Genomic DNA, 26,077 nt, shown 5'->3' with positions numbered 1-26,077 from the left:
CGTCCGGGCACATGGTCTTGTTTTTGAGTGATCGCTCAATTATCGTGCTGTTACCCGACGAGGAGGTTTGCGATGGCAATGCGAAGCGCCCACAGGGCGGTGCGCAAATTCAAGGTGGAGCGGCAGTTGGGCCGCATGCTGATGAACCCGGTGGTCGCCGCGCTCGACCGCGTCGGTATCCGGTCGTCGCTGGTGGTCGATCTCGAGACGATCGGCCGCAAGAGCGGGGAACCGCGGCGCGTGCCACTGGCGGGGCGCGCCGATGACGCCGGTGTATGGGTGATCTCGCAACACGGCCGCCGTGCGGGGTGGGCCCACAACATCGCGGCGAATCCCAGGGTGCGCGTCCGCGTCAATGGCGAATGGCGAACGGGCACCGCGACATTCGAACCCGACGACGACGTGCGCGCACGCGCCCGCAGTTTCGGCGGCGCGGGCAAGCTCGGCCAGTCGGCGACCGCGTTGACCATGCGCGCGATGGAAAGCGACCCGATCTCGGTGCGAATCACGTTCGACACCTAACGATTGGGTGCTAGTCGGGAAGCGAGTTGCCCAGCTTTTCGGTCGCGGCGACGTAGTCCTCGATGAACTCGCGCACCACCTCGCGCGCCGGTCTGACCTTGTTCATCAACCCGACGCCCTGTCCGACGAAATACGTCGCCAGCGCCTGGGCGCCGGGATGTCCCTGGGCGGCCAGCACGTCGATCCGGCGTACGACGGGCTCGGCGAGCATCGACTGCAGCGGAAGTGGCAGCGGCTTTTGCCCGCCCTCGCTGGGTAACCACGCCTGCGTCCAGTCCGAAACCAGTTGGCGCGCAGGCTTTCCGGTCCTACCCGCCGAACGGACGGTGTCGCGCGAGGAGGCGGCCAGGAACTTCTGCTTGGTATAAGGCGCCGTCTCCGCCTCTTCGGTGGTCAGCCAGACCGAGCCCGTCCAGGCGCCCGCCGCGCCCATCGCCACCGTCGCCGCCATCTGCCTGCCCGTGACGATTCCGCCGGCGGCGAGCACCGGGATGTCGCTGCCGATTTGCGCCAGCGCCTCCAACACCTCGGGCACCAGCACCAGCGTCGTCACCTCACCGCAGTGCCCGCCGGCCTCGGTGCCCTGCGCGACGATCAGGTCGACCCCCGCTTGCGCCTGCTTGACCGCGTGCTCCTTGGCGCCGACCAGCGCGGCCACCGGCACACCGTTCTCCTTGCCCGCCTTGATCATGTAATCCGGCGGGACACCCAGCGCGTTGGCGATCAACCGGATCGGATGGTTCATCGCCATATCCAGCAAGTCTTTGCCGGTATTACCCGAGAGGGCGGCGTTGCCGAAGCGCGGCGCGTCCTCTGCCTCGATGTCGTGGGCGGCCAGTAGCTCGGCGACGAAGCCGCGGTATTCGTCGGGGATCCGGCCCGCGAGATCGCCCATCGTCAAGTCCTCGCCCTTGCCCTCATAGCGGGCGGGGACGATGAGGTCGACGCCGTACGGTTTGCCGCCGACGTGGTCGTCGATCCACGACAACTCCTGGTCTAGCTGCTCGGGCGTGTACGCCGTCGCGCCCAGCACGCCGAAGCCCCCCGCACTGGACACCGCCGCCACCACGTCGCGGCAGTGGCTGAACGCGAACAACGGAAAGTCGATGCCGAACTGCTCACAAATCGCTGGTTTCACCCGGCCAGTATGGCGAGGACGGTTCACGCCTGGGACAGGAGCCGCCGGATCGCGTCGAGCATCTGCTTGCCAACTTGCAACTCGGGGTCGTTGTGCCCGGCGCCGGACACCAGCTCGTAGCGCTTCGGCTCGTTGGCCGCGTCGAACAGCCGTCGGCTCATCGGCTCGGGGACGACCTCGTCGCGGTCTCCCGCGACCACCAGCAGCGGCACCCGCACCGAGCCGATGCGCTCGAGCGACGGGTAACGGTCCAGCAGCAGCCGCCGCACCGGCAGCCACGGGTAGTGCACCGCCCCGACGTCGGGCAGCGAGGTGAACGGTGAGCGCAGCACCAGCGCATGGGGTGGGCGTTCGACGGCCAGCCCGACAGCGACTGCGGCGCCGAGGGATTCGCCGAAATAGACGATGTCCGCGACGTCGGGTTGCGCGGCCAGCCACGCCAGCGCGGCCCGCGCGTCGGCGGCCAGACCGTCCTCCGACGGGCGGCCCGGATTGCCCCCGAAACCGCGGTAGTCCACCAGCAGTGCCGAGGAGCCCATCCGGTTGAGCGCCAGGGCGAGCGGCGCGCGCATCGACCGGTCTTCCCCGTTGCCCGGCAGCACCAGCACGGCAGGCCCGTCACCGTTGACCGGGAAATACCATGCGCTCAAACGGATTCCGTCGTCGGTTTCGATCACCACGTCTTGTCCGTTGCCCGCGACCGTGGCGGCGGGCGGCACGGGACCCGGCGACGGGAAGTAGACCAGCCGCCGCTGCTGAGACCACAGCAGACCCATCAGACCGGACGCCACGAGCGTGACGATAACGAGAACGCAGACGGTCCGGCGCATCAGGCCCGCAGCGGCGCGAACGCGAACTCGCGCAACCCGTCGAGCGGGTCCACCGCTGCGGTGAACCCGAGCACTTCGGCGGCGCGCGCGGGGTCGGCGACGATATGGCGGACGTCTCCGCTGCGGTACTGGCCGGTGACCACGGGCGGGGCGTCGCCGCGCGTCTCGCACAGCGCGGTGGCCACCTCGAGGATCGAGACCGGCCGTCCTGAGCACACGTTGAACGCGTCGAATCCGCCACGCTGAGATTCGACGGCTGCCAGGTTGGCCGCGGCCACGTCGTCGACGTGCACGAAGTCGCGCATCTGCGCGCCGTCCTCGAAAACCCGTGGCACGTCGCCGGATTCAAGCTCGGATCGGAAGACCGCGGCCACCCCCGAGTACGGGGTGTCGCGAGGCATATAGGGGCCGTAGACGTTGTGGTAGCGCAGCGCGGTGACCACGCCCCCGACGGCCTCCGCCCAGGCGAGCGCGTAATGCTCCTGCGCAGCCTTGCTGGCGGCATACAGGCTGCGGGGCCGCAGGGGTGCGTCCTCGGCGACAAGTCGCCACTCCACGATCTCGCCGCACAGGGGGCACCGGTGCTCGAACACGCCGGCGTCGAGGTCGGCGCGTGTGCGGGGGTGGGGGTCGACCGGTCCGTGCTCGGCGCAGTCGTAACGGCCCTGACCGTAGACGACCATCGACGACGCCAGGACCAGCCGCTGGCAGCCCGCCGCGAACATCTCGGCCAGCACCACCGCCGTCCCGTAATCGTTGTGCGAGCCGTACGAGGGAGCGTCAGCGGCGTTGACACCCGCACCGACGACCGCCGCCTGATGGCACACCACGTCCACGTCCTTCATCAGCGGCGCCAGTGCGGACGAGTCGCGGACGTCGACCACCTCGCAGTCGGAAGGCGGTTCGGCACCCGGCCCGTGGGCCGTGGGCAGCATCGCGTCGACGGGGATCACGTCGTGGCCAGCATCGCGTAGCACCTCGTGAATCCGGGCTCCGATGAAACCGGCCGCGCCGGTCAGCAGGACTCTCATGGGAGTTCGAACGGCAGTCGGACACCGTTGTGCGCCAGGCAGTGCGTACAGGGCCGCTCGACCGCCACCTGGTCTGTGTTCTTCAGGGCCTCGTGCACGAGCTTCTTGAACGGCACGAGGTTGCGTTCGAACTCGGCGAACACGTCGACGGCGCGCACGGCCGTTCCGCTGTCGATACCGGCGTCCAGGTCGGTCACCAAAGCGATTGCGGCATAACACATCTCGAGTTCGCGGGCCAACACCGCCTCGGGGTAGCCGGTCATGTTGACCAGGGTGAAGCCCTGGCTCGCGAACCAGCGACTCTCGGCGCGGGTGGAAAACCGCGGCCCCTGAACCACCACCATGGTGCCGCCGTCGACGACGCCGGGCAGGCCGGTGGCCGCCGCGCGCAGGCTCGGACAGTACGGGTCGGCGAACGCGACGTGGATGCCGCCGGAGTCGAAGTAGGTGTCGGCGCGTCCGCGGGTGCGATCGACGAGTTGGTCGGGCACCACCATGGCCCCGGGTCCGAGGTCGGGAGTCAGGCTGCCGACCGCGCACGGCGCGAAGATGCGTCGCACCCCGAACGCACGCAGCGCCCACATGTTGGCCCGGTACGGCACGGTGTGTGGGGAGAACTCGTGGTCGACCCCGTGGCGCGGCAGAAACGCCACCTCGTGGTCGCCGACGGCGCCGACGGTGATCGGGGCGCTCGGCGCGCCGTACGGCGTGTCGACGGCGACGCTGCGGGCGTCGGACCCGAAGAAGCTGTAGAAGCCGCTCCCGCCGATGACTCCGAGCACGCTAAGTGGGCGATTGGTCGTCGGTCTCGTCCAGCCGTCGCGACGCGCGCCGCACCGTGTCGCGGATCTCGAACGCGTCGGTCGCGAAGCCGCCGATCGCATTGGCGACGTCCTTGACCGCGGTGGTGACGATCGACACCACCTCGCCGACGGTCGATACGCCGGAGTCGAAGATCTCCTGCACGGCGTCCTTGCGAATCTCCGCCTTGCTGAGCCGGTCCTCCATGCGCTCAGTCTGCCACGGTCTGCAGCCGTGCGAGACTGGCGCTCGTGGCGACATTCGCGCAGTGGGTCGAAGGCGCTCGCCCGCGCACGCTGCCCAACGCGATCGCACCGGTGATCGCGGGCACCGGTGCGGCGGCATGGTTGCAGTCGGCGTGCTGGTGGAAGGCGCTGCTGGCGCTGATTGTCGCCGTCGCCATGATCGTCGGGGTCAACTACGCCAACGACTACTCCGACGGGATCCGTGGCACGGACGACGTGCGGGCGGGCCCGCTGCGGCTGGTCGGCTCCAAGGTCGCCTCCCCTCGTGCGGTACTGACCGCCGCGGTGTTGAGCCTTGTGGTGGCGGCCATCGCCGGCCTGCTGCTGGCGGTGCTGAGCGCACCGTGGCTGATCGCGGTCGGCGCGGTGTGCATCGCCGGGGCGTGGCTCTACACCGGCGGCCGCAAGCCGTACGGGTACCTCGGGTTGGGCGAGGTGGCGGTGTTCGTGTTCTTCGGGTTGGTCGCGGTGCTGGGCACGCAGTACACCCAGGCGCTGCGGATCGACTGGGTGGGGGTTGCGGTCGCGGTCGCGATGGGCTGCATGTCGTCGGCGGTGCTGGTGGCCAACAACCTGCGCGACATCCCGACCGACAGGGAGTCGGGCAAGATCACGCTGGCCGTGCGGCTGGGCGATACCCGCACCCGGCTGCTGTACCAGGCGTTACTCGTGGTGGCGTTCGCGCTGACGTTGGCGCTGATGCTCGCAACGCCGTGGGCCGCGGTCGGTCTGGTGGCGCTACCGCTCGCGGTTCGCGCTGCCGCGCCGGTACGTAAAGGCCTCGGCGGCAAGGACCTGATTCCCGTGTTGCGCGACACGGGGTTGACGATGCTGGTGTGGTCCGTGGCGGTCGCGCTGGCGCTTGCGATTTGTGCGTGAAAACGATTGCTGAGCGAACGAATTCACGCACCAAACGCCGCTAGGTGACGGCGGTCGGGGCGTCGGCGACCTTGACCAACGTCACCTCCGGCTTGGCCGGCACGGCATCGGCGAGAAACCACCGGAACGCGAGGTTGCCCCGCGGATAGTCCACGGTGGTAATGGAATTCGGGTGCGCGGTCATACCGCGGGAGATGACGGCGGTGACCGAACCGTCGGAGTTGGGCACCGCGCTGTAGCCGTTGATCGACGTCTTCTCATCGGTGACGCCGGCCATGAACTGATTCCACACCACGAGGTTCCAGAACCGGCACGCGGGCGGCCGGTGCGTGACCACCAGCGCCTCGTCCTCGGAGAGCACGAAGCTGCCGTAGGCGTAACACGCGTCGCGCGCCGACCAGCCGAAGTTCGCGTCGGGAACCTGGTACGGATCGGCGAATTGGTTTGCCACCCGCGAGATTTCGTGACCGAGCGTATGGGCGTCGTCGACCCGCGCACCGACCGCCAACGGTACGATCGCAAACATCGTGCGCAGCCACGCCGCGCTGGCCCGCAACGCAGCGGCGGTCTCGGCGTCACCGTGCCGGATCGGCTCGGGCTCGTCGAGCGCCTCGATCCGCCAAGACACCGGGCGCCCCGTCAGCGGGTCGGCCTGATAGTCGCGCGTCACCAGCACCACGCCGCCGTCGGTCGGGCCGTAATCGAAGGTGAAGTTGCCGTCGGCGTCTATGTCGAGGTCGTCGTCGCGCACCAGCGCCACGATCCGATCGGACCACGCACCCGGGGACGGCTCGTTGTACGCGGTCACCGAGAAGTACACGCTGTCGCCCTTGTTGCCGCTGATGCGATACCGACGCTTCGGGTCGACCGGGCACATGAAGTAGTAGGCGTCGGTGTTGTCGCCGCCCCAGCGCCGGTCGCGGCGAAACGGTGTGTTCAGCTCGACCCACACGGGTCGGCTCGGCTCGGCGAACAGATACGTGTCGAACGCGACGCCGAGCGTGGTGGCCAGCATGCGGTAGCCGTCGGCGATGTGACGGTCGTCGCTGACCGCGCGGTCTCCTTCGAGGAACGCGCGGTCCAGCCCGCCCAGGGTGTCGAGCAGTTCACCCCACGCTTTCGTTGATTCGCGGCTCGCCGCGGTCGTTGATTCGCGGCTCGCCGCGGTCGTTGATTCGCGGCTCGCCGCGGTCGTTGATTCGCGGCTTCCCGCGGTCGTTGATTCGTGCGTCATGCGCTGATTCCTCTCGTGATGAAAATCGCGGTTCGGTCCACCCATGCGTCGTCGAGACGATCTCCGCGGGTGATCAGACACAGAAACGTCATGCCGGCCATCGCTTCGACGACGTCGGCGGCCGACACCTCCGGGCGCACCTCGCCGCGGGCCGCCGCCGCCTCGAGCCGTTCGGTTAACCCCCGCGAGAGCACATGCGAGAACCGCTCCAGCAGCGCGGCGTGCAGCGCCGGATCGGCGGCCATCTCCGCGACCAAGCCGGGCAGGGCGGCGCGCGCGGCAGGGGTGGTCAGCACCCCGACCGTGCGGCTGACCATCTCACGGATGTCGCCGGTCAGCGATCCGGTGTCGGGGAGCTCGGTGGCCGTGCCGAGCGGAAACACCGCCTCGTGCACCAGGTGCGCCTTGCCCGGCCAACGGCGGTAGATGGCGGGCTTGCTGGTGCCCGCACGCCGGGCGATCGCGTCGACGGTGAGCTCTGCATAACCGGTCGCCCCGAGCAGGTCGACCGTCGCACGAAGCACTGCGTCGTCGATGCGCTTGTCACGAGGTCGGCCGATTTCCGTCGTCATTACGAAACTGAGAGTAACATAACTAGCTGTGACCGACCTCTCACCCGCACCGCCGGTCGTTCTCGACGACCTCGCCGAGCCAAGCTTCCCGGCCGCGATCCAGCCGATACGAGACATGATGGCGGCGATGGCGCCCGAGTGCCCGCTCGACGCCGAGGCGCTGCACGCCAAGGCCAGTGCGGAGACCGGCCTCGACGACTTCGGCGCCGACGACTACCGCGAACGCCTCGACGTGTATCTTGCTGCACTGCAGGGGATTCCGGGACTGAGCGACGCGGGGGTGGTGAACTTCCACGCCCAGTTGGTGCAGTTTCTGAAGAACCGTCTGCTGCTCACCGACCTGCTGACCCGGCATCCCGAGATCCACGACATCGAGCTGGCGCCACCGGTTGTCATCGCCGGCCTGCCGCGCACCGGCACCACCCATCTGCACAACCTGCTGGCCGCCGGACCGACCTTCCGCACCCTTCCCTACTGGGAGAGCAACGAACCGTTCCCGCTGCCCTCGGAAGCCGGTGTCGAACCAGACCCCCGACGCGCCCGGATGGATGCCGCGGTGGAGTTCATGAACGCGGTCATGCCGCATTTCGCGCTCATGCACGAGATGACGACCGACCACGTGCACGAGGAGATCCAGCTGCTGGCCAACGACTTCTCGTCGATGCTGTTCGAGACGTTGGCGCATGTGCCGCGGTGGCGCGACTACTACCTGTCCCACGACCAGACGCCCCACTACGAGCACCTGGCGCTTCAGTTGAAGGCGCTGCAGTTCCTCCGTGGTGGCAGGCGGTGGCTGCTCAAATCCCCGCAACACCTCGAGCAGCTACCGGTGCTCGACCGGGTGTTTCCCGGCGTGGTGGTGATCATGACCCACCGCGATCCCGTCCCCGTGGTGTTGTCGATGCTCGCGATGCTCACCTACTCCGCGCGCATGCACTGCTCGCCGGTACCGGTCGAGGACATCGCCGCGTGCTGGATCGACCGACTGGAACTCATGCTGGCGGCGTTGGTCCGCGATCGCGACGTCATCGGGCCCGAGCGCTCGATCGACGTCAGGTTCGACGACTTCATGGCCGACGAGATGGGCACTGCCGCGGCGATTTACGCGCTCGCGGACGAGGCGCTGACCGAGGACGCCCGCGCGGCCATGGCCGAGTATCTCGCGGGGCATCAGCGGGGCCGGCTCGGGCGGGTGGCGACGTCACCGGAGATGTTCGGTCTCGACCCGCACGAGTTGCAGGCCCGCTTCGCACCGTACAGCGAACGCTTCTTGACCTAGGCCTGCAGCGGTCTCTGCGGTCGTTCGCCGGATCGGCGGTGTGTGAATACCCTGGCTCGGGTATCCGCATCCGGCAGCCGGAGACGAAAGGCATTCATGACCGCAGCACGAACAGGACTAGACCAGCGCGACCTCGCGGAGGCGCGGCGCATCGTCGACGCGGTCTCCGACGCGTTCTCGGCCAAGGTCGTCGGTCAGGAGAACCTGCGCGAGTCGTTGCTGATCGGCCTGCTCGCGGGCGGTCACATCCTCATCGAGAGCGTGCCGGGGCTGGCCAAGACGACCGCCGCGCGCGTGATCGCCGAGGCCATCGACGGCGGCTTTCGGCGCATCCAGTGCACGCCGGACCTGCTGCCCAGCGACATCATCGGCACCCAGATCTACGAGTCGGCGACCAACTCGTTCGTCACCCAGCTCGGGCCGGTGCACACCAACATCGTGTTGCTCGACGAGATCAACCGGTCCAGCGCCAAGACGCAGAGCGCGATGCTCGAGGCGATGGAGGAGCGTCAGACCACGATCGCGGGCACCGAGTATCCGATTCCCGAGCCGTTCCTGGTGATCGCGACGCAGAACCCGGTCGACCAGGAGGGCACCTATCCGCTGTCGGAAGCGCAGACCGACCGGTTCATGCTCAAGGACGTCGTGCACTACCCCACCCCCGAACAGGAGGTGGAGGTGATGTTCCGGATGGACGCCGGGCTCTACGACAAGGACCATCGCAGCAGGCCGGTCGCGGGCCTCGACGACATCCGCCGGCTGCGCGCCGTCGTGCGTCACGTCCACATGGACCGCGCGCTGATGCACTACGCCAGCGAACTGGTCGGCGTCACGCGTGAGCCCGACCAGTATCTGCCGCGTCAGCTGGCCCGGTTGATCGAGTACGGCGCCAGCCCCCGCGCCACCATCGCCTTCTGCAATGCCGCACGGGCGCTGGCCCTGTTGTCGGGCCGCGGACATGTCATCCCCGGTGATATCGCCAAGCTCGCGCACCGGGTACTGCGGCACCGACTCATCCTCGGTTTCGAGGCCGCCAGCGCGAACGTCACCCCTGAGTTGATCATCGACGCTGTCCTGCAAGCGGTTCGAGTGCCGTAGGGCCGGTATGGGTAGACACCTCACCTCGGCGAGGGCGCACTTCGGCACCGACACCCGCGGCATGCTCGAAGGTGGCCGCTACGCGCTGTTGCACACCCGCAGCTTGGAATTCGACGATCTGCGGCCTTACGTCCCGGGCGACGACGTCCGCGACATCGACTGGAAGGCCTCGGCGCGGTCGGGCCATGTGCTGATCAAGCGGTTCGTCTCCGAGAAGCACCACAAGCTGCTGCTCGTCGCCGACGCAGGCCGCAACATGGCGGCCCTGGCGCCGAGTGGTGAGGTGAAACGCGATGTCGCCGTGAACATCCTGGGCGCGTTCGGGCTCATTACGCTCGGCCGGTCCGACCAGATCGGAATGGTGTTCGGCGACTCCCGCGGCTGCGTCAACATCCGGCAGCGCCGCGGCGAGACCCACATCGAAAGCCTGCTGCACAGGTTCTACGGTCACGCCTCCCGTGCGTCCGGCCGCAGCGACGTCGTCTGCCAACTCGACTACGTCGCAGCGCATTACCGCCACCCGATGCTGATCGTCGTGGTGTCCGACGAGCCGGAGGTCGACGGAAGGCTGACCGATGCCGTCTCCCGGTTGACCGCTCGGCACGAGGTGTTGTGGGCGACGGTCTCCGACATGCCCGCGGTCGGCGCCCAGGGTGACTCCCGCGCCGGATTCGACGTCGCGACCGGCCGGTACGTCCTCGACACCGCCACGCTGGGCCCGCGGGTCGTCACCGCGTACCGCAAGGCCGAGCAGGCGCGGGCCCGCCGACTCGACGAGTTCATGACCGCGCACGCGGTCCCCCACACGCGGATCGGTGCCAGCAGTGAGATTCGCGCCCGGCTGGTCGCGTTGACCGAGGTGTTCGCCCGTGCCGGATGACCTGCTGCGGTTTGTCGGCGGTCCGATGCCGTACTGGTCCGGGTGGTTGTGGCTCGGGTTGCTGCTCGTGATCGTGGTAATCGGTTGGTATGTCGGTGTTTTCGTGTGGACGCTGCCATCGCAGCGGCTTCGCCGCCTTCCCGTGGCGCGTTCCCTGCATGCCCGGCTGCTGCGCCGACGGTTCGCGCGCAGCGTGCAACGCGTCGCCGCCCGGCACCGCGACGGTGAGCTCACCGACGCGGAGGCGGGTGCCGCGATGAGCCGCACCCTGCGAAGTTTCCTGCACCAGGCGACGGGCACACGGGCGCAGTACATGCAGCTCGACGACATTGCATCCGGGGAGCTGGCGCCTGCCGCGCCGACGCTCGCCGCGCTCGACGACGCGCAGTTCAACGCGACCTCGGCGGTGCGGGTCGGTGAGGTGGGCGCGAGGGCCGAGGAGCTGATCCGATCGTGGCCCTGACATGGTGGCCGATGGCAGTGGTCGGATTCGCCTGCCTGGCAGGCGCTGTGGCGCTCGCGGTGTTCGTCCCGACGAAGCAGCTGCAGCGACAGTTGCGGCCCTTGGCGAACACCTCCCGCCTGACCGGTCTGCCGGAGTACGCGCGGGTGGCGCGGGCGCGAACGGTGTCGATGCTCGCGACGATCGTCCTGCTCGTGCTGTTGTTCGGTACGGCCGTACTGGCCAGCGCCCGCCCCAGCGGGTTGTGGTGGTCGCTGCAGACTTCCGAGGTGCCCGAGGACGTGATGTTGTGCGTCGCCCAACCGGTCGACGACTCCAGCACCGGTGCATTCCTGACCTATTTCGCGCAGCACACCGGGACGTTCGGCACACAGCGGATCGGGTTGACCTCAGCCAACCGCCGCGTCATCCCGCTGACCCGGGATTATCAGTTCGCGGTCGAAAAGCTCGGGGAGGCAGCCGGTCTCGCTGGTCTGCCCGACGATGCCGAGCTGTCGGCCGCCGAGCTGTCGGCCAAACAGAACCGCGTCGCCTCGTTCGCCGCGCCCGTGAGGTATGTGGACTACGCGACCAGCGTCGCCGACGTCCTCGCGCTGTGCGCCGCGGGCTTCCCGCCCGACGACCCACCCGGTGAGCGTCGCCGTTCGATCGTCTACCTGGGGCCCGGCGAACTACGCGCCCCAGGCGAGACCCGCCCCTCGCTCTACACCGACCAGCAAGTCGCCGAGTTGGCGCGGGAGCGCGGAATCCAGGTCAATGCGCTGGTGTCGTCACCGGGGTCCGTGCGGTCCGTCGTATCGGCCACGAGCGGGCGATACGCGCCCGTCGGTCCCGACCTGGAAACCCAACTGGAGGGAATCCGCGCGCATCCGCCGGACGCCGACCGGGCGGCCACCGTCGCAGGTTTCCGCGGCGACACTCCCACCGTCCCCCTGGCGATCGCGGTCGCGGTGTCGGCGCTGCTGTGCCTGTCGCTGGCGGTGCTTCGACGATGACCTTCTCCCCCGTCGTACCGCCGGTACTCCTGATCGCCGTCGCTGTCGCGGCGGTCGTGCTCCGGCTCATCACCATGCGCCAGCTGGCCCGGCACACCGGCCAGCGATGGAGCACCGTGTGGCGGTGGTCGGCGCTGACGCTGGCGGTGGTGCTGATGCTGATCGCTGCAGCCAGACCCGCCATCGGCGGTGACACCGAGGAAGCGGCCGTGACGAGCCCGAGCGGCGACGCGACAGCCAACGTGTTCCTGATCGTCGACCGCTCCACCGGCCCCGCGGTCGCCGATATCCGCGACGACGTCGTCGCGCTCATCGAGCGCTACCCCCGGGCTCGGTTCGCACTCATCACGTTCGCGGCCCGCTCGTCCGTGGAATGGCCGCTGTCCGAAGACAATTGGAGCCTCAAACCGGTGGTTGCGGCCCTGGCCGCCACCCGCGACACCGCCGCGGGGGAGGTGAATGCGGCGGCCGCCGCGAACGTCCTGCGTTACCAGTTGATCGCGGCGGGCCAACGCAGCCCGGGCGCACAGAACCTGGTGTTCTACTTCGGGTCCGGTGCGCCGGGGTCGCGGGCCCCGCAGGGCGAGTTCGATCCGGTGCCGGGCTCGGTGGACGGCGGCGCGGTGTTCGGTTACGGCGCGACCCGCGACCAACCGCGTCTGGAAGCCATCGCCGATCAACTCGGCGTGCCGTTCGTCGCGCGGAACACCACGCGATCGGTCACCGATGAGGCGCCCGACGTGAGCGGTGTCTCGTCGGCGCAGTCCGACGCCGCCGCACCCGATCGCACCGACCTGTACTGGGTCTTCACCATGGTGGCGGCGGTGCTGTTGCTGTTCGAGATCTACCTGACACTGCGCGAGTTCCGCACCAGCCGCGCGGCCCGGCGGGATGAGGTGGTCTGATGCGCCCCGGCAGATTGCGGCTGCGCCGCCGGTTGCTGCTGGTGTCGGCGCCCGTCGTGGTCGTGGCGCTGGCGATCGCGCTGAAGCTCGTCTCCGCTGTGGTGGCCGGTGACTCGGCGGTGTCGGACTTCGCGGACCGCGACGCCGAGGGGCTGCGCGGCGACGTCGCGGTGATGAGCTCGTTCAATATCGTCGAACCCGCGAAGGCGTCGTTTGCGGCGGGGACTCTCGCGGTGCTCGACGACCGCCTCGCCGACGCCGACGCGCACTTTTCCGAAGCGCTGAACCGCACCGCGCGTGATCGATCGTGTCCCGTGTTGATCAACCTGGAACTCGTGCGGGAGCGGCAGGGCGACGTGGACGCGTGGGAGAACCGGCCCGATACCGCACGCGACCGGTATCTCAGCGCGCTCGACCTCGTCGAGAACGCGCCCGTCGGCTGCTTTGAGGGCAACGCCGATCCCGATCCCGAGCGGCGCGCCGTACGTGACGACGCGGCACCGCGGTTGCAGGCCAAGCTGGCCGGTTTGACCGCTCCGCCTCCGCCGCCGCCGGCGCCGCCGTTGGCACCGCCCCCAGCGCCCGAGGCACCCGCGCCCGCGCCTGTGATGCCCGACCCCGAATCACTCCGGGATGCATTGCGGCTCGATCCGGCTGCCGGCGACCCGCTCGACAAGCTTCAGCAGGTGCTGCAGGACGCGGCAGGCTAACCCGTGCTGGTTCCGGTCCAGTACTCCGCGAAGCGACCGTTCTCGATGCGCAGGATGTCGTTGCCGGTGAACCGCTTCGGTCCGTCCTGGGCCGCGCCTGTCCCGATCCACCTGGCCGCCAGCATGTCGCCGCCGACGAATGGCTCGACCTCGATCACGAACTTCAGGTCGCTGAGCATCTGATGGGTCTCCCCGACGACCGCCTGTAGCTCGGCGGGCCCTCGAACCTGCCGCCCCGGCCAATGTCCCACGAAGTCCTCGGTGACCAGCTCGGCCGCAACGGGGTCTCCCGCCCACAATTCGTCTATCCACCGTGCGTATAGCTCTTCAGGCGAAACCATGTTCGTGTCTTACCCGGCTCGAGGCCGGCTACGCAATTCGACTGACGAACATGACAGCGAGGGAACGCGGCTATTTACCGACGCCTCACGCACCGCGGCCGTCACCACAGGACGGTGGGTCGTCGCCCTGCAGCCTGGCCTGCAGCTGCTCCCGGTCGCGGCGCCTGCGCTCGTCGAAGACCGCGATGCTTTCGGTGGCGCGGCGACGGAGCGGGGCGAAAATCCAGATGCCCAGCGGCAGTGCGATCACCATCGCGAAGAGCAACGCGACGACGAGCGGGAACTCGCGCAGCCCGAGCAGATGTCCGGCGCCCAGAATCGCCGCCGTCACCGCCGCAACGAGTAGAAGCCGGGCCAGCACATAGGCCAGCACGTCGACCACGAGCCGAGTTCCCCCGCGACCGTCAGACACGGAACGAGCCTACCGATGACGCGTATATTCGAAGCAAGGAGGTTTTGTTCTCGTGGCGTATCTGCTCCTGGTTCTCGTGTTGTGCACGCTGGCATATGTCGGCTGGCGGCTGACGCGCGTCTCGCCGAGCCGTCCGCGCACCCGGGTGATCGGGCCGGACGACGATCCAGAGTTCCTGCGTCGACTGGGCCAGGAGGACAATCCGAGACCGTGACCGCGGTTCTCGCGTTGCGCGCCCGGCGAATCCGGCCGCGAGCGACTCAGCCGACTCCGGCGTAGGAGTGCAGGCCCACGGTGACGAGGTTGATGAAGAAGAGGTTGAACACCATCGCGACGAAGCCGACGACGTTGATCCACGCGGCTTTCTTGTCGCGCCACCCTGCGGTGGAGCGAGCGTGCAGATATGCGGCGTAGACGACCCACGCGATGAACGACACGGTCTCTTTGGGGTCCCAGCCCCAGTAGCGGCCCCATGCCTCTTCGGCCCAGATCGCGCCGAAGATGACGCCGAACCCGAACACTGGGAAGGCGAAGATCGTGGTGCGGTAGGCGATTCGGTCCAAGGTCTGCGGATCGGGGAGCTTGTCCAGGGCGCGGCTGAGCATGCCGTTCGAATCTGATGCGCCGAACCGCGACATCTTCAGCAGGAACAAGATGCTGGCCACACCGGCGACCAGGAACACCCCCGACCCGAGGCTGACCACCGACACGTGGATCGGCAGCCAATAGGACTGCAGGGCGGGCATCACCGGCGCCGCGTTGGTGTACAGCCAGCGGCCCGAGACCGTCAGCAGGATCAGCACCGGGACGAGCACGAACACCCACAACGTGCGGTACTCGCGGCGGCGCAGCACCACCGCCGCCGCGAGGAGCCCGCAGAAGCAGGTCAGGTTAATGAATTCGTACATGTTGCCCCACGGCACCCGCGACGTCGCCAGCCCGCGCAGCACGATGCAGGCCAGCAACAGGCCGATGCCGAGGTAGGTCAGCGCGAGACCGGCGCCACCGATCCGCTCGTCGATCGGACGGCGGCGGGATTCGGTGACGACCCCCGGTGCCGCGCTGTCCGCGCGTACACCGCTCGCTCCCATCACGACGAGCTCCCGGGCGTCGGCCTTGCGGCCGCGGCTGTAGGCCAACTCGATCGCGAGCAACAGCAGCGCGCCCACCAGAACCAGCACCGATGAGGTGAACGCCCAGTCCGAGTACCGGGCCAAGCCGACGTCGATGTGATCGGGGTTCATCTGACCTTCTCTCCTGCGGCGTGCGCCGTCCTGGCGTCGGGAAGGAGGCGCTGCGCCAACCGCTCGAACTCGTCGCCCCACCCGGAGTTGTCGGTGCGCGCCAGCCCGCCCAGCTCGACGGTTACGGTACCCGGACCCGCGGGGCTGATCCGAATCCAGATCCTGCGTCGACGCACCACCAGCGACACCAACAAGCCGGCCATCATGGTCATCGCGAACACCAGCACCCACACCTGCGCGGGGTCGTGGGAGACCTGGACGTTGATGAACGGCACTGCGCCGTCGAACCTCACCACGGTTCCGTCGTCGAGCCGCGTCGACTCGCCCGCCCCGAGGTTGACCCGCGCCTTCTTGGTGAGCCGGTCCTGCTCGATCAAGCGCGGGTCGAGGGTGAACAGCGACTGCGGTCGTCCGGTGTCCAGGCCGGTGTCGCCACGGTAGATGTCGATGGCGACGGCGGGGTCGTTGAGCGCCGGGAAGCTCGAGGACAGCAGGGTGCCGTGCAGCTGTTCGGTCGGGGCGAACAGGCCTTGGATCGCGAGCTGGTTCTTGCGACGGTCATCGGGGTCCGGATACGTGCCCGCGGGCGGGTCGAACCGCATGACGCCCGACGACAGGAACGTGATCTGGTCTTCGGGCCGCCACTGTAATGTCTGCGTGCGCGTCTGCCCGTCGGGAAAGATCACGGTGAAGGTGGGGGCGTAACCGTGGCCCTGCAGGTACACCCGGTCACCGCCGACCCGCAGCGGATGGTTGACCTTCAGGTGGTAGGGCCGCCAGGTGCCCGACTCCAGATCGGCGCCCGCCTGGTATTCGATGTCGGCGGCGAACGACGTCGCCTGCCCCGTGTCCAGATAGTCGGCTTGGAAATCATTGACCCGCAGGCAGATCGGATACAGCGAAGTGCCGTCGACGGTGTTTCCGGCGCGGAACGAGTCGAACGCCGCAGGCGAGGCCGAACAGAAACCCGGGCCGCCGTCGGCGATGACGATGACGTTGCCCTCGTAGCCGAACAGCTTGCCCGCCGCCACCGCCACGAGCAGGCCGAGCAGCGAGAAGTGGAAGACGATGTTGCCGAACTCGCGCAGATAGCCCTTCTCCGCGGAGATCTCGACGGTTCCGCTGTCGTCGCGGGTGACTTTGCGCCAGCCGGGTAACCGCTCGTTCACCGTCGCCGCCAGATCATCCGCCTCGGCGGACACCTCGGCGGTGTGGTGTTTGGGCAGCCGGCCGAGGTTGCGCGGGGCGGGTACGGGGTCGGCCCGCATGCTGCGGAAGTGTTCGATCAGGCGCGGGGTGAGACAGCCCACCAGCGAGATGAACAGCAGCACATAGATCGCGGCGAACCAGAAGCTGGAGAACACATCGAAGGCCTGAAGCCGGTCGAGCCAGGGTCCGATGGTCGGGTGCTCGGCGATGTACTGGTCGACCTTGGATTCGTTGAGGCTGCGCTGCGGCAGCAAGGCGCCGGGGATCGCCGCGAGCGCCAGCAGGAACAGCAGGACCAGCGCGGTGCCCATCGACGTCAGGGTTCGCCAGGTGTTCCGAACCAGCGCAAACGCTTTCGTCATATCGGTAACGTCACGTCGCTGACGAACGCGTCGCGCACCCAGGACACGAAGTCTCCCCAGAGCCCCGTCACCAGCGCGACGCCGACCAGAATGAGCAGCACACCGCCGAAGATCTGGATCGCGCGGGTGTGCCTGCGCAACCATGCCAGACCCTGCACCGCCCGTGCCGATCCGAACGCCAACAGTACGAACGGAATTCCCAGGCCGAGGCAGTAGGCGATGACGAGCGCGACACCCCGGGCCACGTTGGCGCCGTCGGTGGCCGAGGCGACCGCGATCACGCCGGTCAGGGTGGGACCGAGGCACGGTGTCCAACCCAGGGCGAAGACCGCGCCGAGCAACGGGGCGCCACCCAGCGTCGAGATCTGCCGCGGAGTGAAGCGGGCCTCCCGCTGCAGGGCGGGGATGAATCCGACGAACGCCAGCCCCATCACGATCGTGACCACGCCGCCGATGCGCTGCAGCAGAACCTGATTGGTGATCAACGACGTCGTCATACCGAGGACGGCGACGGTGCCGAGCACGAACACCACCGTGAACCCGGCGACGAACAATGCGGCCGCGCCGGCGACTCGCAGGCGGGTAGCTTTCGCCGAGACCGACGTTATGGCGGATTCTTCGCGTGATTTTCCGCCAGAACGTCGGTCTCGCTGAACCTGGTCGGGGGTGCCCGCCGGGGCAGCTGCGTCCTCCACGCCGACGACCGCGGCCAGATACGACAGGTATCCGGGCACCAGCGGCACGACGCACGGCGAGGCGAAGGACACCAGCCCGGCGAGCGCGCTGACGAGGAGAGCCAGCACGACCGGACCGCCGGCGATCAACTGGTCCACCTGGTCGAGGCTCATGTGCCGGCCTTCTCAGGCTCCGCCTGATCCTGCTCGCGCGCAACGCGTTCCACCACCGGCTGGAGGTCTTCGGCCAGCAGCTCCCGCAAGAACACCGCCGCGACGCGGTGCTCGCGATCCAGGACCACCGTCGAGGGGATCACCGTCGTCGGATAGCGGCCCCCGAACGCGATCATGGTCCGCATCGGCGGGTCGTAGATCGAGGGGAAGGTGATGCCGCGGTCGATGATGAAGTCCCGCGCCGCATCTCGGTTGTTGTCCCGGACGTCGATGCCGAGGAATTGCACACCGAGGTCTTTGGTCGCGTCGTAGACCTGTTGCAGTTCGGTGATTTCGGTCCGGCACGGACCACACCACTGGCCCCATACGTTGAGCACCACCACCTTGCCCGCGAAGTCCTCGAGAGAGATGGTTTTGTCCGGGTCCATCAGATCGGGGCCGCGGAGGGGGCCGGGGCGACCGCGATCTTGCGGCGGGTCGTAGAAGATGTCGGTCTGGCCGCCGGGGGCGACGAATTCGAAGGTGCCGCCCTGTGCGACCGCGTCGTCGCCGGTGGAGCAGCCGGCAAGCGCGACAATCACCGCGCAGGCCGCGAAGAGCCGACGGCTTGCGATGAGCGCTCGCGCGAAGAGCCGACAGCTTGCGATGAGCGCTCGCGCGAAGAGCCGACGACCGCGCACCACCCAGCGACTCACTGCCCGGCCAACTCCGCGTAACCCCAGCCGACGTAGGTGTCCCCGTGGAAGTAGAACGACGTCACCGACGCCAGGTTGCACAGCCGCCGGGTCGGGAAGTGGTGCAGTGGTTGACCGGTCATCGACCGGCGCAGTGTCTCGACGGGCAGTTGATGGCTGACGCACACCGCCTCGTGGCCGGCCGCCTTGGCCCTGGCCCGATGCACCGCGGCGGTCATCCGTTGGGCGATCTCGCGGTACGGCTCCCCCCACGACGGTGTGCGCGGGTTGCGCAGGTGCCACCAGTTACGGGGGTGTCGCAGCGCGCCGTCCCCCGGCGAAACCCGTTGCCCCTGAAAGATGTTCAGCGATTCGATGAGCTCGTCGTCGGTGTCGACGGACAGCCCCAGACCCGCCGCGATCGGGGCCGCGGTCTCCTGCGCCCGCTCCAGCGGCGAGGAGACCACGTAGACGATGTCGCGCTTTGCGAGCCAGTCCGCCACGGCCTGGGCCTGCGCTCGACCTCGCTCCGACAGGTGGTAGTCGGGCAGGCGGCCGTAGAGGATCTTGTCGGGGTTGTGCACTTCGCCGTGGCGCATGACGTGCACCACCGTCTTCACGGCGTCGTCGGCCTCGAGCGGTTTCTCGGTCATGCCGGTTTGACCGCCTCGGCCGCGGCACGGGCCGCGCCGGGCAGCGCGGCGGCGATGCGGTCGAACGCCTCGTCATCCAAAGCCGTTGACACGAACCAGGTTTCGAAGGCGCTCGGCGGGGGGTAGACACCGGCATCCAGCAGCGCGTGAAAGAAGGCCGGGAATCGCCACGTCTCCGACGCCCGCGCCGAGGCGAAGTCTCTGACCGGCTGGTCGGTGAAGAACACGCTGAACATGTTGCCGGCCCGCGAAACGGTGTGCGCCACACCTGCTTCGGTCAAAGCCTGCTCGAGCAGCGCGGTGAGGCGGTCGGCGTTGGCGTCGAGTTCGGCGTACGCCGCGTCGTCGGCCGCGCGCAGTGTCGCCAGCCCGGCCGCCATCGCGACGGGGTTCCCCGACAACGTGCCGGCCTGATACACCGGTCCCAGCGGGGCCAGCCGCTCCATCACCTCGGCGCGGCCGCCGAACGCCGCCGCGGGTAACCCGCCGCTCATCACCTTGCCGAAGGTGAACAGGTCGGCGTCGACGGGATCGATGCCGTACCAACCCGATCGGCTGACCCGGAAGCCCGTCATCACCTCGTCAACGATCAGCAGGGCACCCTGGTCGGCCGTGACACGGCGCAGCGCGGCGTTGAAACCGTCCAGAGGCGGTACTGTGCCCATGTTGCCGGGGCTGGCTTCGGTGATCACGCAGGCGATTTCGTCGCCGAACCGGGCGAAGACCTCCTCGACCGCGGCGACGTTGTTGTAGGGCAGCACGATCGTGTCGGCGGCCGCGGCGCCGGTCACACCCGGCGACGACGGCAGCCCGAGCGTGGCGACGCCGGAACCGGCGTCGGCCAGCAGGGCGTCGCTGTGGCCGTGGTAGCACCCGGAGAACTTCACGATCTTGGCCCGGCCGGTGTAGCCGCGCGCCAGCCGGATCGCGCTCATCGTGGCCTCGGTGCCGGAGTTCACCAGGCGCAGCCGCTCGACCGGCGCGACCCGACCGATGATCTCGGCGGCCAGCTCCGACTCCGACGGGGTGGGCGCACCGAACGACAGACCGTCGGTCACCACCCGTTGCACGGCGGCGACCACGTCCGGATGCGCGTGGCCGAGGATCATCGGCCCCCACGAGCAGACCAGGTCGACGTAGCGGTTGCCGTCGGCGTCGGTCAGCCAGTAGCCGTTGGCCGAGGTGATGAACCGAGGGGTGCCGCCCACCGAGGTGAACGCCCGCACGGGCGAGTTCACCCCGCCCGGGATCACGGCCGACGCCTCGGCGAACAACCGCGCCGACGCCTCGGTGGTGATCTGGTCAGCACGCATGGCCACCAGTGTCCCAGCCCGGTCCGAACCGTCAACTACAGGGTGTAGTGGGTAACACGCTTGAGCCGCGTTGGGCATCGGAGTTGGATGAGGCCATGCAGCTGCCGCAATGGCTCGCGCGGTTCAACCGCCGCGTCACCAATCCGATTCAGCGGCTGTGGGCGGGGTGGGCTCCGTCGATGGGCATCCTCGAGCACACCGGACGCAAGTCGGGGAAGTCGTACCGGACTCCGCTGACGGTGTTCCCGACGCACGACGGGGTGGCCATTCTGCTGACGTACGGCCCGGACCGGGACTGGCTGAAGAACGTCACCGCGGCCGGCGGCGGAAAGATGACCAGGTATGGCCGGACGTTCGGCGTCCGTGACCCCCGGGTCGTGACGAAAGGCGAGGCGGCGCCGTCGGTCACCGGGTGGATGCGGCCCCTGTTCGGGCTGCTGCCGTTCGAGCAGGCCGTGCTGCTGACGCGGGGCTAAATCCGCGGCTGCATTCGGGCCCGGATGGGGCCCTTGGCGACGGTGGTGAACGGCACGTCGCACTCGAACGCGCTGTCCAACGATTCGATCCGGGCGGCCCGCACGATCGTGGCCAACGCCAGCGTCGTCTCCAGTCGTGCGAAGTGCTCGCCGATGCAGGGTCGGCCGCCGGCCAGGAACGGCAGAAACTGCCAACGGTCGCGGTTGGCGGTGTTCTCGGGGCTGAACCGCTCAGGGTCGAATACCATCGGGTTCGGCCAGAGCGCCGGATCGTGATGCAGCCCGTAGAGCCCGAGCGCGACCAAGGTGCCCGCCTCGACGCGATAGCCGTCGACTGCGATGTCACGGGTGGCCAGCCGGGCCACGCCGGCCGCGGGTGGGCACAACCGGATCGCCTCGTGCAATACCTGCACGGTGTATTGCAGCCGGGGCACGTCGTCGGGGGTCAACTCTCGGTCACCGATGGCGGCGGCTTCCCCGGCGACGCGGTCCTGGACCTCGGGATGACGCCCCAGCGCCCACAGCGAGAAGGTCAGCGCGGTCGAGGTGGTGTCATGCCCGGCGAGCATGAAAATGAGCAAGTCGTTGGAGATGTCGTCGTCCGAAAGCGGCACACCGGTCTCCGGATCTCTGGCCGCCATCAGCGCCCGAACCAGGGGTGCGTCGCGTGCCGGGTCGGTGCGGCATGCGCGCACCATCTCGTCGGTGATCCGTTTCATCTCGGCGACCGCGTGACGCGCTCGGCGGCGGGCGGGTGTCGGCAGCCAGCGCGGGGCCCGCACCGGCCGCAGCGCACGGTCGGCGGCGTACGAGGACGCGACGTGCATGCAGCGGGCGATCGTGTCGGCGCGCTCGTCGAGATCGACACCAAGAACCGAATGCCCCAGCGACTGCATTGCGACGCGACGGCACTCGCCGTCGAGGTCGATCTCGCCGCCCTCGGGCCAACGGTCGAGGAACGCCTGGGCGGCCGCGGACATGTAGCCGCCGAAATTGCGGACGTTCTGCTTGGTGAACACCGGCTGCAATGCCCGTTTGCGCGGCCGCCACAGCTCGTTGGGCAGTACGAACAGGCTGTCGCCCGCGATATCGCGAACTTCGTCGTGGTAGATGCATCGCTCCGAGGAGCCGTCGGAGCGGCCGAGCACGTCGCGCATGCCGGCGGGCGACATGACGGCGACGATCGGTTGATACAGCCACTTCGGCGCGATCTGTATGCGGGTGATGGGACCGCCGGCGTCGCGGATGACGTCCTGCCCGGTGTCGAGCCTGCGGATGAGTTTGGCCAACCGCCAGATCGGCAGCGGGTTCTTCGGCACCAGCGGCAACGCCGAGACGTCGAGCGCGGCGGTCATGTGCAGATCATCGCCCAGGTCGCGTCGGCTCAACACCCGTACGCGATATTCACGCCGACCAGGTGAGCGGCGCGCCTTCAGCTTTCGTCATCACGGTGCCGGGCATGACCCGGATGCGGTAGGGCGTCAGCCGCAGCGCGGCGAACTGGTCGGAGGTCGGACCGTCCTGCCACATCGGGATGATCCGCGGGTCGTAGCCCACCGGTGCGGGGGCCGTGGCGAACTTGTCCCAGACCGCCGCCCGGGTTTCGTCGTCGACGTACCACTCGACCAGACACTCCGCGCTGCAGGTGTCGTGGCTGGTGGTCCAGTAGCTCACCGAGACCTCGGGGTGCACCGCGAGATGATTCTTCTTCACCGGCGACGGCACCGTCGCGATCCAGCCGAGGAGGTCGGTGCCGTCCCACTCCCATATCGGATGCAGGATGCGGGTGCGCGGCCGGCCGTTGGCGTCGACGGTGGCCACCGAGGCCCACACGATCGAGTGCGCCATCTCGACGAACGCCGGCGCGATCTGTTCCAGAGGGGTCACGGTTGCCTAGCGTAGGCACGTGCCGGCTCCGGACGGTTCAGCTGCCGCTGCCCTCCGAGCTTTCGCTGCCCGCAGATTCCTTGCTGAACTTCGGGTTTCCGTCCTCGTCGAGCCAGTCGTTCACCGCGGTACCCGCGACCGCGCCGCCGGTGCCCGGCATCTTGGTGGTCGGCCTTTCCTCCTCGTAGGCCTTGTGCATCTCTTTGGCCTTTTCCCGGTGCTCGTCGGTCACTTCGGGTTTCTCGGTGGGCGGCGGCGTTTCCTGCTCGCTGGTGACCTGGTGATGTTCGTCGGTCTCCGGTTCGGCTTTCCGCTGCTCCTCGATGAAGCCTTTGTCGTCCTCGCCTTGTTCGCTCGTCATGGATTACGACTGCCCGGAGAGCCGAAATACGAAACGCAGTTCGGCTAACCGGTGGGCACGGTTCGCAACGCAGTGGGAAGGCTGGGAAGGAAGTGTTTGCCAGCGAAAGCACGGATGTCGTCCGCGGACTCCAGAGCCTGGGAGCTCGGCAGCAGCAACACCATCGCCGCATACCGCAGGATCGTGTCGGCCAACTCCTCGACGGTCTCCTCGCCGATCCGCTCGGCGAACCCGGCGGGGAAGATGATCCGCAACGCGGCGGCCATCCGGGCGATGGCGGCGTCGTAGTGCGTACGGGCGAGTTCGAGCAGCAGCGCAGGTTCGTCGGTCAATATCCGGTACAGCACGCGATGGCGACGGAACTTCAGGATCGACAGCGTGAATGCCTCGACGTAGTAGTTCGACTGCGGCCCGACCCGTTTGACCTCTTCGGCGATGTCGGCGAACAGCGCGATGTTCTCGCGCTCGATCACTGCGGCAACCAGCTCGTCGCGGTTGGCGAACCGCCGGTAGATCGTGGTGCGGCTGACGCCGGCGCGGCGGGCGACGTCGTCGAGCGCGACCCGCCGGAAGCCGTGCCGTTCGAATTCGATCACGGCGGCGTCGAGGATGGCTTCCATCGTCGGGTCAGGACCGGGCATAGCCCTTTTGGGCATAGCCGTTGTAGCGCCACCGCATCGGCAGACGATCCCACACCCAGTTGACCGGACGCGACCGCCAGAACGCCGCGAATCGTTGGTAGCGACGCTCCTGGCGCTCACTCCACGGCAGTTGCAGCAGCTCGCGGGCACGGGGCGGCAACCCGCCGGTGGTCAGGAACGCCGCCAGCGGATTGAACAGCGGCGCGGTCAGCCGCCAGGCCCACGCGGGAACGCCCTTGGGGCACGGGAACCCCTTCGTGACGTAGCCGACGCCGTACACCGCGGTTTTGTGTGCGACGACGATCTCGTCGAGCATGCGGTCCCAGTACCGCTCGAACTCGTCATAGGTGGCGGGCATCGGGCGCTCGCTCACGCCGTAGCGGCGGTACCACGTCTTCGACTCGAGATAGATCTGCTCCTTCTCCTCGCGGCTCAGCCGTTTGACGAAGGTGTCGGCGAAGTACAGCACCTGTTCGACGAACGTCGCGTGCGCCCAGAAGTAGGTCTCCGGATCCAGCGCGTGGTAACGCTTCCCGTCAGGCATCTCGCCCTTGATCTCGGTGTGGAAATCGCGGACCTGTGTCCCGGGATTGTCGTCGTCAGAGCCGTAGACGGTGTTGAAGATCGGCGGCAGCGAGCGCTTCACCCGCGCGGCGGTGTCGTCGAAGAACACCGAGTGGTCGAGCACCCCCTGGCCCAGTTCGGCGAGCATGTTCTGCAGCACCGCAGGCCGCGGCCCGATCAGGTACATGCGGTTGTCCCCGAAATAGCGCCACACCAGCGACTGTGGGCCCAGCGGCAGCGCGTCGTCGACGGGCCTGTCCGTCTCCACCAACTCGGTCATATGACACAGTGTTACAAAATCTGCACTTTGTACCAAGCGGCTGTGAGCGGACTCTCATTTCTCGTGAGCGACCCGCTTTGCACTTGAATTGACGGCGTGTCGGCGGGCAGACGCGGTCACTCGCGGGAAGTGGGGTGCCGCGCGGCGGCCCGGCGCCAATGCGCGATGGCCAGCACGAGAAGCGCACCGGCAACGGCGGCCAACACCAGCGCCAGCCCGACCATCGGCGCGGTGTACTCGATCGAGGTCGTCGGCGGCTCACCGTCGAGCACCGGCGCGACCACGACCGCCGTCTTCGCGGCCGACCAGCTCAGGACGCTGCCCACCGCCGCGGCGACGGCGAGCACCAGCTCGAGCGCTGCCCGGACGGTCATGCCGGCGGAATGCGCTCTTCGATCAGCTGGGTCAGCGTCTCCCGGAGCTTCTGATGCTTGCGGGCCCAGGCCTGCGCGGTGCGGTCCTCGGTCATCTTCAGCCCGACCCCGGTGCGGCCGCGCGGGACACCGGTGAGTTCGCCCAGCGCCCGAGCCGACTGCCATTTCGGCGGCTCGGCACCGGTCGCCTCGGGGTAGATGCGGACGATCTCGTCGGTACGGATGCGCTCGGTGCCCTGCCGGAGCGTCTCGGGCGTCAACTCGACCGAGGTGTGGATGCGGGCGGCCTTGACCTGGATCGCGAGGAAGCCGGTGACGAGGACCAGGAACATGCCGGGAACCAACCACTGAAACCCATAGCCTGCCGACGCCTGGATCAACGCCATCGCGACCGCCGAAGCGGGCCCGGCGGCCAACCACCACCAACTGGCCCCCTGCTCGTAGAACAGCACCTGCGGCGCGGTCTCCTTCTCGGTCACGTCGCTTCCTCTTGAGCGTCCCCGCTCGACCGCGTGATCAGGACGGCGCCCGCGATCAGCGGCAGGACCGCGAACAGGGTCACGAGGTGAACGACGCCACCCATCGCAAGCAGCGCGACGAAAACGACGATGGTCAGCGCCAACGCCACACCGGCCCGGCGGAACCGGACGTCACCCGTGCGGCTGCGGCCCGCGAGGAACGCCATTGCGGCGCCCGCGACGACGGTGAGGATCCCCGCGCCGCGGAACAGCGCCGGCAGGTTCACCGAGGCGGCGATCAGCCCGCCCAGCATCAACATCACCGCGGCGCCGACCCAGCACCAGAAGGCGGCGGTGACGACGCGGGTTCGTGGCGCGGGAGCGGTCATGGTCGGGTC

Annotated in this window: 34 protein-coding genes; 11 read left to right on the top strand and 23 right to left on the bottom strand. The window is 68.5% G+C overall.

The window, feature by feature from the left end:
- Positions 1 to 72 precede the first annotated feature (72 nt).
- A complete protein-coding gene (locus AU193_RS18530; protein WP_064423823.1) occupies positions 73 to 522 on the top strand; it encodes a nitroreductase family deazaflavin-dependent oxidoreductase in 450 nt (149 codons plus the stop codon).
- A gap of 10 nt (positions 523 to 532) precedes the next feature.
- On the opposite strand, the gene AU193_RS18525 is transcribed toward AU193_RS18530, so the two are convergent.
- From AU193_RS18525 to AU193_RS18505, 5 genes are read right to left on the bottom strand one after another with little or no spacing between them, the layout of a single operon-like run.
- Positions 533 to 1,660 (bottom strand): nitronate monooxygenase family protein, encoded by a 1,128-nt coding sequence (locus tag AU193_RS18525; RefSeq protein ID WP_064423822.1) that lies wholly within the window; start codon positions 1,658 to 1,660, stop codon positions 533 to 535.
- Between the two features lie 23 nt (positions 1,661 to 1,683).
- Positions 1,684 to 2,490: an alpha/beta hydrolase gene (locus AU193_RS18520; RefSeq protein WP_064423821.1), complete on the bottom strand. Its 807-nt coding sequence runs from the start codon at positions 2,488 to 2,490 to the stop codon at positions 1,684 to 1,686.
- Positions 2,490 to 3,521, bottom strand: coding sequence for an NAD(P)-dependent oxidoreductase (locus AU193_RS18515; protein WP_064423820.1), 1,032 nt, complete (start codon positions 3,519 to 3,521; stop codon positions 2,490 to 2,492). The genes AU193_RS18520 and AU193_RS18515 overlap by 1 nt, the downstream gene beginning before the upstream one ends.
- Positions 3,518 to 4,303 carry an S-methyl-5'-thioadenosine phosphorylase gene (locus tag AU193_RS18510; RefSeq protein ID WP_064423819.1) on the bottom strand — a complete coding sequence of 262 codons (786 nt, stop codon included), beginning with the start codon at positions 4,301 to 4,303 and terminating at the stop codon, positions 3,518 to 3,520. Before AU193_RS18510 ends, AU193_RS18515 begins: the two co-directional genes overlap by 4 nt.
- A 1-nt stretch (position 4,304) precedes the next feature.
- The gene (locus AU193_RS18505) at positions 4,305 to 4,529 is read right to left on the bottom strand and encodes a hypothetical protein (RefSeq protein WP_064423818.1); all 225 of its coding nucleotides are present in this window, start codon (positions 4,527 to 4,529) and stop codon (positions 4,305 to 4,307) included.
- Between the two features lie 44 nt (positions 4,530 to 4,573).
- On the opposite strand from AU193_RS18505, the gene AU193_RS18500 reads away from it, so the two are divergent.
- A complete protein-coding gene (locus AU193_RS18500; protein WP_064423817.1) occupies positions 4,574 to 5,446 on the top strand; it encodes a 1,4-dihydroxy-2-naphthoate polyprenyltransferase in 873 nt (290 codons plus the stop codon).
- A gap of 40 nt (positions 5,447 to 5,486) precedes the next feature.
- Here the strand turns inward: AU193_RS18500 and AU193_RS18495 are convergent, their stop codons facing one another.
- Positions 5,487 to 6,680 carry a DUF1214 domain-containing protein gene (locus tag AU193_RS18495; RefSeq protein ID WP_156425280.1) on the bottom strand — a complete coding sequence of 398 codons (1,194 nt, stop codon included), beginning with the start codon at positions 6,678 to 6,680 and terminating at the stop codon, positions 5,487 to 5,489.
- Positions 6,677 to 7,252 (bottom strand): TetR/AcrR family transcriptional regulator, encoded by a 576-nt coding sequence (locus AU193_RS18490; protein WP_064423816.1) that lies wholly within the window; start codon positions 7,250 to 7,252, stop codon positions 6,677 to 6,679. Before AU193_RS18490 ends, AU193_RS18495 begins: the two co-directional genes overlap by 4 nt.
- A gap of 115 nt (positions 7,253 to 7,367) precedes the next feature.
- On the opposite strand from AU193_RS18490, the gene AU193_RS18485 reads away from it, so the two are divergent.
- The 7 genes from AU193_RS18485 (at position 7,368) to AU193_RS18455 (ending at position 13,582) form a co-directional block, all read left to right on the top strand.
- Entirely contained in the window at positions 7,368 to 8,531 is a 1,164-nt protein-coding gene (locus tag AU193_RS18485) for a sulfotransferase (protein WP_082683052.1), read from the top strand.
- Between the two features lie 96 nt (positions 8,532 to 8,627).
- Positions 8,628 to 9,629: a MoxR family ATPase gene (locus tag AU193_RS18480; protein WP_064423814.1), complete on the top strand. Its 1,002-nt coding sequence runs from the start codon at positions 8,628 to 8,630 to the stop codon at positions 9,627 to 9,629.
- A 7-nt stretch (positions 9,630 to 9,636) separates the two neighbouring features.
- Positions 9,637 to 10,509, top strand: coding sequence for a DUF58 domain-containing protein (locus AU193_RS18475; RefSeq protein ID WP_064423813.1), 873 nt, complete (start codon positions 9,637 to 9,639; stop codon positions 10,507 to 10,509).
- Positions 10,499 to 10,972: a hypothetical protein gene (locus AU193_RS18470; protein WP_064423812.1), complete on the top strand. Its 474-nt coding sequence runs from the start codon at positions 10,499 to 10,501 to the stop codon at positions 10,970 to 10,972. The genes AU193_RS18475 and AU193_RS18470 overlap by 11 nt, the downstream gene beginning before the upstream one ends.
- Positions 10,963 to 11,967, top strand: coding sequence for a hypothetical protein (locus AU193_RS18465; protein WP_064423811.1), 1,005 nt, complete (start codon positions 10,963 to 10,965; stop codon positions 11,965 to 11,967). The genes AU193_RS18470 and AU193_RS18465 overlap by 10 nt, the downstream gene beginning before the upstream one ends.
- Positions 11,964 to 12,872: a vWA domain-containing protein gene (locus AU193_RS18460; protein WP_064423810.1), complete on the top strand. Its 909-nt coding sequence runs from the start codon at positions 11,964 to 11,966 to the stop codon at positions 12,870 to 12,872. Before AU193_RS18465 ends, AU193_RS18460 begins: the two co-directional genes overlap by 4 nt.
- Positions 12,872 to 13,582 (top strand): hypothetical protein, encoded by a 711-nt coding sequence (locus tag AU193_RS18455; protein WP_064423809.1) that lies wholly within the window; start codon positions 12,872 to 12,874, stop codon positions 13,580 to 13,582. The genes AU193_RS18460 and AU193_RS18455 overlap by 1 nt, the downstream gene beginning before the upstream one ends.
- Here AU193_RS18455 and AU193_RS18450 read toward each other — a convergent pair.
- Complete coding sequence (locus AU193_RS18450) at positions 13,579 to 13,923, bottom strand: ester cyclase (protein ID WP_064423808.1); 345 nt, start codon at positions 13,921 to 13,923, stop codon at positions 13,579 to 13,581. The genes AU193_RS18455 and AU193_RS18450 overlap by 4 nt on opposite strands.
- A gap of 85 nt (positions 13,924 to 14,008) precedes the next feature.
- On the bottom strand, positions 14,009 to 14,335 hold the full coding sequence (locus AU193_RS18445) for a DUF4229 domain-containing protein (protein WP_064423807.1): 327 nt from the start codon (positions 14,333 to 14,335) through the stop codon (positions 14,009 to 14,011).
- 52 nt (positions 14,336 to 14,387) lie between these two features.
- Between AU193_RS18445 and AU193_RS23395 the strand changes: the two genes are divergently transcribed.
- Positions 14,388 to 14,549, top strand: coding sequence for a hypothetical protein (locus AU193_RS23395; RefSeq protein WP_172798350.1), 162 nt, complete (start codon positions 14,388 to 14,390; stop codon positions 14,547 to 14,549).
- Between the two features lie 46 nt (positions 14,550 to 14,595).
- On the opposite strand, the gene ccsB is transcribed toward AU193_RS23395, so the two are convergent.
- The 6 genes from ccsB to hemL form a co-directional block, all read right to left on the bottom strand.
- Positions 14,596 to 15,579, bottom strand: coding sequence for a c-type cytochrome biogenesis protein CcsB (gene ccsB, locus AU193_RS18440; RefSeq protein ID WP_064423806.1), 984 nt, complete (start codon positions 15,577 to 15,579; stop codon positions 14,596 to 14,598).
- Positions 15,576 to 17,150: a cytochrome c biogenesis protein ResB gene (locus tag AU193_RS18435; protein ID WP_064423805.1), complete on the bottom strand. Its 1,575-nt coding sequence runs from the start codon at positions 17,148 to 17,150 to the stop codon at positions 15,576 to 15,578. The genes ccsB and AU193_RS18435 overlap by 4 nt, the downstream gene beginning before the upstream one ends.
- Complete coding sequence (locus tag AU193_RS18430) at positions 17,147 to 17,998, bottom strand: cytochrome c biogenesis CcdA family protein (RefSeq protein WP_064423804.1); 852 nt, start codon at positions 17,996 to 17,998, stop codon at positions 17,147 to 17,149. Before AU193_RS18430 ends, AU193_RS18435 begins: the two co-directional genes overlap by 4 nt.
- Positions 17,995 to 18,612, bottom strand: coding sequence for a TlpA disulfide reductase family protein (locus AU193_RS18425; protein ID WP_064423867.1), 618 nt, complete (start codon positions 18,610 to 18,612; stop codon positions 17,995 to 17,997). The genes AU193_RS18430 and AU193_RS18425 overlap by 4 nt, the downstream gene beginning before the upstream one ends.
- A gap of 77 nt (positions 18,613 to 18,689) precedes the next feature.
- Positions 18,690 to 19,325 (bottom strand): histidine phosphatase family protein, encoded by a 636-nt coding sequence (locus AU193_RS18420; RefSeq protein ID WP_064423803.1) that lies wholly within the window; start codon positions 19,323 to 19,325, stop codon positions 18,690 to 18,692.
- A complete protein-coding gene (hemL, locus tag AU193_RS18415; protein ID WP_064423802.1) occupies positions 19,322 to 20,638 on the bottom strand; it encodes a glutamate-1-semialdehyde 2,1-aminomutase in 1,317 nt (438 codons plus the stop codon). Before hemL ends, AU193_RS18420 begins: the two co-directional genes overlap by 4 nt.
- Before the next feature lie 95 nt (positions 20,639 to 20,733).
- Between hemL and AU193_RS18410 the strand changes: the two genes are divergently transcribed.
- The gene (locus AU193_RS18410; RefSeq protein ID WP_064423801.1) at positions 20,734 to 21,114 is read left to right on the top strand and encodes a nitroreductase family deazaflavin-dependent oxidoreductase; all 381 of its coding nucleotides are present in this window, start codon (positions 20,734 to 20,736) and stop codon (positions 21,112 to 21,114) included.
- On the opposite strand, the gene AU193_RS18405 is transcribed toward AU193_RS18410, so the two are convergent.
- The 8 genes from AU193_RS18405 to AU193_RS18370 all read right to left on the bottom strand — a co-directional run bounded on the left by AU193_RS18405 (position 21,111) and on the right by AU193_RS18370 (position 26,068).
- Positions 21,111 to 22,469, bottom strand: coding sequence for a cytochrome P450 (locus AU193_RS18405; protein ID WP_064423866.1), 1,359 nt, complete (start codon positions 22,467 to 22,469; stop codon positions 21,111 to 21,113). The genes AU193_RS18410 and AU193_RS18405 overlap by 4 nt on opposite strands.
- 49 nt (positions 22,470 to 22,518) lie before the next feature.
- Entirely contained in the window at positions 22,519 to 23,001 is a 483-nt protein-coding gene (locus tag AU193_RS18400; RefSeq protein WP_064423800.1) for a pyridoxamine 5'-phosphate oxidase family protein, read from the bottom strand.
- A gap of 37 nt (positions 23,002 to 23,038) precedes the next feature.
- Positions 23,039 to 23,362, bottom strand: a complete 324-nt coding sequence (locus tag AU193_RS18395; protein ID WP_064423799.1) for a hypothetical protein — start codon at positions 23,360 to 23,362, stop codon at positions 23,039 to 23,041.
- Positions 23,363 to 23,406: 44 nt separating this feature from the next.
- Entirely contained in the window at positions 23,407 to 24,003 is a 597-nt protein-coding gene (locus tag AU193_RS18390) for a TetR/AcrR family transcriptional regulator (protein WP_064423798.1), read from the bottom strand.
- Positions 23,990 to 24,847, bottom strand: coding sequence for an oxygenase MpaB family protein (locus AU193_RS18385; RefSeq protein ID WP_064423797.1), 858 nt, complete (start codon positions 24,845 to 24,847; stop codon positions 23,990 to 23,992). The genes AU193_RS18390 and AU193_RS18385 overlap by 14 nt, the downstream gene beginning before the upstream one ends.
- 116 nt (positions 24,848 to 24,963) lie before the next feature.
- Positions 24,964 to 25,221 carry a hypothetical protein gene (locus tag AU193_RS18380; RefSeq protein WP_064423796.1) on the bottom strand — a complete coding sequence of 86 codons (258 nt, stop codon included), beginning with the start codon at positions 25,219 to 25,221 and terminating at the stop codon, positions 24,964 to 24,966.
- The gene (locus AU193_RS18375) at positions 25,218 to 25,700 is read right to left on the bottom strand and encodes a DUF3093 family protein (RefSeq protein ID WP_064423795.1); all 483 of its coding nucleotides are present in this window, start codon (positions 25,698 to 25,700) and stop codon (positions 25,218 to 25,220) included. Before AU193_RS18375 ends, AU193_RS18380 begins: the two co-directional genes overlap by 4 nt.
- Positions 25,697 to 26,068 (bottom strand): hypothetical protein, encoded by a 372-nt coding sequence (locus AU193_RS18370; RefSeq protein ID WP_064423794.1) that lies wholly within the window; start codon positions 26,066 to 26,068, stop codon positions 25,697 to 25,699. Before AU193_RS18370 ends, AU193_RS18375 begins: the two co-directional genes overlap by 4 nt.
- Positions 26,069 to 26,077: the final 9 nt, after the last annotated feature.

Source organism: Mycobacterium sp. GA-1285 (assembly GCF_001499905.1).
GTDB lineage: Bacteria > Actinomycetota > Actinomycetes > Mycobacteriales > Mycobacteriaceae > Mycobacterium.
This window is presented reverse-complemented; position numbering and strand designations above follow the sequence as displayed.